The sequence below is a fragment of the Cuspidothrix issatschenkoi CHARLIE-1 genome, assembly GCF_002934005.1.
GTDB lineage: Bacteria > Cyanobacteriota > Cyanobacteriia > Cyanobacteriales > Nostocaceae > Cuspidothrix > Cuspidothrix issatschenkoi.
Window position 1 is genome coordinate 21,135 of the sequence record NZ_PGEM01000079.1, and the last position, 6,181, is coordinate 27,315.

4 protein-coding genes and 1 pseudogene are annotated in these 6,181 nt (G+C 38.7%); 1 reads left to right on the top strand and 4 read right to left on the bottom strand.

Features of this window, described 5'->3' with window-relative positions:
• Positions 1 to 68: 68 nt before the first annotated feature.
• Complete coding sequence (locus CUN59_RS11800) at positions 69 to 1,310, bottom strand: succinate--CoA ligase subunit beta (RefSeq protein ID WP_104388024.1); 1,242 nt, start codon at positions 1,308 to 1,310, stop codon at positions 69 to 71.
• 161 nt (positions 1,311 to 1,471) lie between these two features.
• Positions 1,472 to 1,609: pseudogene (locus tag CUN59_RS11805) on the bottom strand (RNA-guided endonuclease TnpB family protein); the annotation flags it as partial.
• Positions 1,610 to 2,061: 452 nt separating this feature from the next.
• Between CUN59_RS11805 and CUN59_RS11810 the strand changes: the two are divergent.
• Positions 2,062 to 3,948: a tetratricopeptide repeat protein gene (locus CUN59_RS11810; protein ID WP_104388025.1), complete on the top strand. Its 1,887-nt coding sequence runs from the start codon at positions 2,062 to 2,064 to the stop codon at positions 3,946 to 3,948.
• Positions 3,949 to 3,996: 48 nt separating this feature from the next.
• On the opposite strand, the gene CUN59_RS11815 is transcribed toward CUN59_RS11810, so the two are convergent.
• Positions 3,997 to 4,863: a shikimate dehydrogenase gene (locus CUN59_RS11815; RefSeq protein ID WP_104388026.1), complete on the bottom strand. Its 867-nt coding sequence runs from the start codon at positions 4,861 to 4,863 to the stop codon at positions 3,997 to 3,999.
• Positions 4,864 to 4,993: 130 nt separating this feature from the next.
• The coding region (gene iscB / locus CUN59_RS11820) for an RNA-guided endonuclease IscB (RefSeq protein WP_104388029.1) at positions 4,994 to 6,181 on the bottom strand (1,188 nt) is incomplete at its 5' end.

Below are 6,181 nucleotides of genomic sequence, written 5' to 3' on the forward strand. Positions count from 1 at the left end.
AATGGGTAATGGGTAATTGGTAGTTAATCATAACTATTTACTCTTGCCTATTGCCTATTACCTATTGCCTATTGCCTGTTCCTTTTTTTAACTACAGGTAACTTAGATAAACGTACTGCTTGTTTAACTGCCTCATCTAAATTTTCTACAACTATAGGAGATTGATTAGAAGTAGAGAAGTTGGCTAAATATTCTCTGGTATGATTAAATTCTGAACCGGCTAAACGTAGGACTAACTTAGGTAAATGAGCATTTCGTTGATTATGATTATCATTGGTAGCTGATGACTGGGATGCAATTTTGCTACTGTCTAATTGGAGAAAATTGGCAATAATTTCTGAGAGTTGGTTAACTTGAGGAATATTGCCTAAAAAGTTAATCAAAATCACTTTAATATCCTGATCCTCCATTAAAGTTTCTAAACTGCTGATCAGGCGATCGCTAAAGGTAGTCGTCCTAGTATCACTCATAAAAGAATGACGTAAATTAATACATTTACCAGGTTTACCCCCAGCATTAGCAACTGCATCCAATGTTGTTAATACAGAACCTTTGCCATTGCCTAAAATAGCAATTTTCCCCTGCATTTCTAAACTATCGCCATTATCTAACAAGCTATTTTTTTTCTGATTACCATGACAACGATCTATTATTCTTGCCGCCATCTCAGCTATTTCAGGATGACGATTAATAGCTCGTTCATTGACCCTAACTTTACCATTAAGTGCCATGACTTCACCAGCAGAGTTTACACCTAAAGGATGAATCTCTACCAAGTCCAAATCTTTTTGCACAAATAATTGGTATAATTTTTCAATAATATCGCTCACAGATTGGATTAAACCCCCCTGTAAACCCATTTTTACAGCCAGCCTTCTGGCATAAAATGGCGAAAATTCCTGTTCAACCACTACGTGTTGAATTTTTTCCCCTGCTGTTTCCCATTCGATATTTGCTTCTTTAGAACCCAACAAAATAGGACGACAAAGGGTAGTATCTAAAACTACAGCCAGATAAAATTCCTCTTGAGCATCATACTTGGCCTCTGCCAGTATTACCTCTGGCAACTGTCCCCAAATTGGTAGATTAAATATATTCTGTGCAGCAGCGATCGCATCAATTGTAGTTTCTACAATCCTCACTCCACCAACTTTTTCCCTTTCCCCCGCTTGTACTTGGGATTTCAGAACAATGGGGTAATGAATTTTCAACCGTTTTAAATCTGTCGGATGATCTATTCTTTGAGATGGTAAGACAGGAATCCCAATTTTACCGAACCATTCTTTAACTTGATACTCCAATAAATCCATTGAGACACACCTTGTATTGACAAGTCCAACGCACTTTCTTTAATGCTATACCAGAAGGCAAAAGGCAGGAGGTGAAATACTGTTACTGCTTGATAGCGCAGTATGGCGTAAGCCATGTTTTGGTTTTTCAGTTCCTATTTCATTCAACTGCATACTGCTATATCTATTTTTAGCTCGCGTGGTGCATCCATCCAATATCTAATCGCTTTATTGCCAATGAATTGGGTAGTCCGAATTGCATCGTCTATAGCGTTGTATTGATGTTGTTTTCCCTTAACTTTATATTCTAGAACTATCATTGCTTGATTGTTTACGACCTGTAAGTATTATACAATGAATATTTCTACGGAAACAGTAAAAAATATATTGAAAAGCAAGTCAATTAACGTCAATGCAGGATAAATCCTGCCTCTAGTACAGCATGGCGTAAATAAACCAACAATTATAAATCTCCCAAAAGCCTATACTGTGTTCGTTTTGACTTTTGAATGCATGACTTCCGCCCTGCGGTACTAGCCTTCATCCCTTGTCTAAAGCCCAGATGTAACCTCCTGAGTCCGTCATGCCTTCAAGGGTTTTCGACATTTCTCTTATAAAAAAATGGAAGTCTAAATCATTACCCCTTGAGTGTATTTTTCGTGACAAATCTAGCCTTCTAGTAGAAACTGATTCTATATCTCTAGTCTCCCATCTCCGAGCTAAAGTCCCTTTGATAATCAAAACTATATAGAAAGAGTGGCGGTAACGCTTTATGAAAGCAACAATTCAAAAAGAAGATTTACAGCATTTAGGCAATATTTTGCAGGAAAGACTGGTGGCACAAGTGCCGGATAGACAGGAATTCCAGGTTAAATGCGCTATGAAAAATGATGAGTTAATGATTTTAACCGAACATCCATCAGAGGTGATTGTTAATACCCAGCAAGTATTTGAAGTGTTAGAACAAGCACTACAATGGCAATTTAACTACCAAACCGAGCAAGTACAATTGTTCTTGAGAAAAGTAGGAGAAAAACGCCCTTATAGTAGACATACTTTATATTTTCAGATTTCTGCCCCACAGACAGACATGGGCAACAAAACTGAGAATGGATTTGAGATGCCCACTATAGAGGCAGAAAGGGATATAAACTATACCAGCGAAAGAGACACTCTCATTATCCCTGCCGATTCAGAAAACCCACGACCTTCATTTTTAGATATAGAAGAAGAAGCTATTGAGGATTCCTTTGCTTCTAGCTCCTCTACATCTTTCGGTGATTATTCATCAACCGATACAATTTCATCTCTAGATGAGGATGAATCTGAGCCAATTGAGGAAACAGAAGAAAAGTTTGATCCCTTTGCCAATGTTGCAGTTAAATCGAAAAAAAAAGGACTCTCTATATCCTTACCCCCTTTGCCTGTAGTTATTGGTACGGCTGTAGTTATTGCCCTAGTTTCTGGTAGTGCGGCTTTCTTTCTCCATCATGGTTGTGTGATTGGGGAATGTAAAGAATTGCAAACAGGACAGCAATTTAAAAATGAATATCCGCAACAAGTGAAGCGTACCAACTCAGGGGCAGATTTGTTGACACTGCAAAAACAACTAGATCAAGTAGTTGAAGATATACAAAAAATTCCCCAATGGTCTCCCCGTTATCAAGAATCACAGCTATTAGCTAATAGTTTTTCCGAACAGTCAACCAAAATCAAGACGGTGATTACAGCCCTAGAAGCAGCAGAATCGGCACAGAAGACCTCTCAAACACCGCCTAAGAATTTGGATGAGTTACGTAATAGACAAACCCTATGGAGACAGGCTATTTTGTCATTGGAAATAATTAAACCTGATCATGAATTTTATGGTATAGTCAGAACAAATTTACCCACATATCAAAATAGTTTCAAGAGTATTAATCAGCAGTTAACTCAAGAAGAAACATGGCTGCAAAAAATTGCCACTGCCAAAACTGCGGGAGAAGCAGCCACCAAACTGCAAGCTACAGCCAAATCTGCACCAGAATGGCAAAAGGTAGCATCTAATTTCCAAACAGCAATTAATATCTTAAAGGTGATCCCCGTAGATAGTTTAGGAATTGAGGATGCAAGGAAACTATTGGGAGAGTATGAACCAAAAAATGTTGTCGCCCGCGATCGCGCCAAAAAAGAACAAATCGCCGCTACATCCTATCAACAGGCAATCAGAGCCGCTAACCAAGCCAAAGTCTATGATAATCAAAAACAATGGCAAGCCGCAGTTAAATCTTGGGAACAAGCCTTACAAAATGCTAAACAAGTTAGTGAAAATACCTTTTATTTTAATCAAGCTAAATCTCTGGTTGAAACCTATAATGCTTCCCTGCAACAGTCACAGCAACAGTACGAAATCTATGGCGATTTAACCTCAACACGGAATGAACTCAATAACACCTGTAAAAACACCATTAAAATCTGCACCTATACCATCGAAAACCAAGAAATAAAAGTCCGTTTGACACCGGAATATGACCGCCTATTTCAAGCTAATAATCGAGAGATACAAGGTCATTTCCAACGTTTACAAGAAGTACTCAAAGTCATTAGTCAAAATGCTCAAATGCCTGTATATATCTATAATTCCCAAGGACAGGAACGGTATATGCGGAAGCCACTGTAGAGGCAGGGGAGCAGAGAAGAAATTTCTTACTACTGAACTCCTGCCTTCTCATATTCCCAGATGATTTTGTAATGCTTGACGCATTTCCTGTACTGGAACAGAGTCTTGTTGTAACCAGATTTTTAAGGCTGCTGCACCTTGTTGAACTAGCATTTCTAAACCATCAATAATAATTGCTCCTTGTTTTTCGGCTAGGTGCAAAAATTTGGTGGGTTTAGGGATATAAATTAAATCGTAGGCGATAGCATCTCCAGGCAAATAAGCAATTTCTTGAGTACTTAATGGCGATTCTTCTACATTAGGATACATTCCTACAGGAGTAGTATTTACTAATAGGTGAGCTTGGTGAAGTAGGTTTGGTAATTCTGACCATTCATGGACTTGAAATTGATCAGCAAAGGGTGAATTTTGCCAACTCTGAGTAAATGCTTGTAATTTCTGTAAATTCCGCCCAACAACGTGAATTTCTGCGAAACCAAGTTGAATACAACCAGCCACAACTGCCCTTGCTGCACCACCATTGCCTAAAATTACCGCTTTTTTCCGAGTCCAATCTTGATGATAGGTAGTTTGTAAAGGCGCAATAAATCCTTCTACATCCGTATTTGTTCCCACCCATTTATCACCTTGTCTAGTAACAGTATTAACTGCACCGATGGCTTGAGCAACAGGAGAAATTTCGGATAAAAAGGGCAATATTGCTTGTTTATGGGGAATGGTGATACTAAAGCCAACTACACCAATACTAACAAAACCAGCGATCGCTGTTTCTAAATTTTCCGGTGCAATAGGAAAAGGCAAATACACATAATCTAATCCCAGTTTAGTCAATGCTGCATTGTGCATCAGTGGTGACAGAGAATGTGACACAGGATGACCAATGACTCCTAAAAGTTTCGTTTTTCCAGTAATCATCTAAACCTCCAGGAGACCCCCACCAAAACTGTACTCAGTTTGGTGATGGGAGGAATGGAGGGTTAACTGTGAAACGTCCCTTGAGTAATTTTGTGCGCCAGCACAAACAATGAAAGGAACAGTTGAGCAATTAACAAATCTTGGATTTTCCATATTCGTAACCGTCCTTTTTGTGAATTGATTTACAGTATTTGTAAGAGATACCTTGAATCAGTCCAGATATTGTTGAAATATTGAAACTACCACTAGTCCTCACCGCTACTCGTCCAATATATGTCCCAATCTTTTTACCTTTTGTGACAACAGCTTTCACAATGTCTCCAGTTTGAAAACCATTAACAAATTTGAACCTGGGGACATATCTAGAAGGAAAACCATACTTGTCAGTTCGGCAAGATTGTCTAGTGCCGTGACCGTTAGCTGTAATTAGCAATGGCTTAACACCTTTGATATTGAGAATTGGTGTTGATTGACCAACACAAGCGGCATCAATCCAGTGGGTTTTCTCTAGATTTTGCTGACTTCTATTGAACTTTGTTAACCCTCCTGAACCTGTTTCTACAGGTAATCCGGTTGCTTTTAAAACTTCTAGCAATGCCAAGCGAGTTGTGTTTACTGCTGCTGCATCAGCTAGTGATCTTTTAGCTTGCTTCAAGATTTTCTCTAACTTTAAAGGGTCTTTTTTGAGAAAATCTTTGATGTCTTTCGTGCCTTTTTTAGTGTTACATTTTTCACAACTTAAAGCAAGGTTTGTAATTGAATTACTGCCACCCTTGGCTCGTGGATGAATATGCTCTACTTGAAAAGGAACGTCTTTTACTCCACAGTAGGCACATTGTCTGCTCCACTTTTCTAGTAAGTATTCTCTGGTTTCGTAACCAGCTAAAGTTCCCTGTTGATATTCCTTACCTTGAATATTAGGATTAGCCATTAACTGCATATCAAACCTGACTAATTCTTGACTAATAGCCCTAATTGGTGCGAGTTTACGCAATCTTTCAACCCAAGTTTTAATATTCTCAACCCGACTTTGTAAGCTTGGTGCTAACCATCCTTCTGGACGGGTTCTATTCAAGAACCTTGGTTGTCTGTAACGAGTTTTTCTGGCACGTCTAGAATGTCTTAATTGACTCCTAGAAGTTAAAGCATCTCTAATTGCAAAGCCTCTATGTTTTAATTCAGCAGCAAATACAACTTCGCCAGTTGAATCATTAACTAATGCCATTCCTGTGAATTTTGCGCCAGGATCAATCTTTAGTCTTAGTGGCGATACTGGGGAGTCAGGACAGGATTTTTTGAGAATAATTGTGAACGGAAA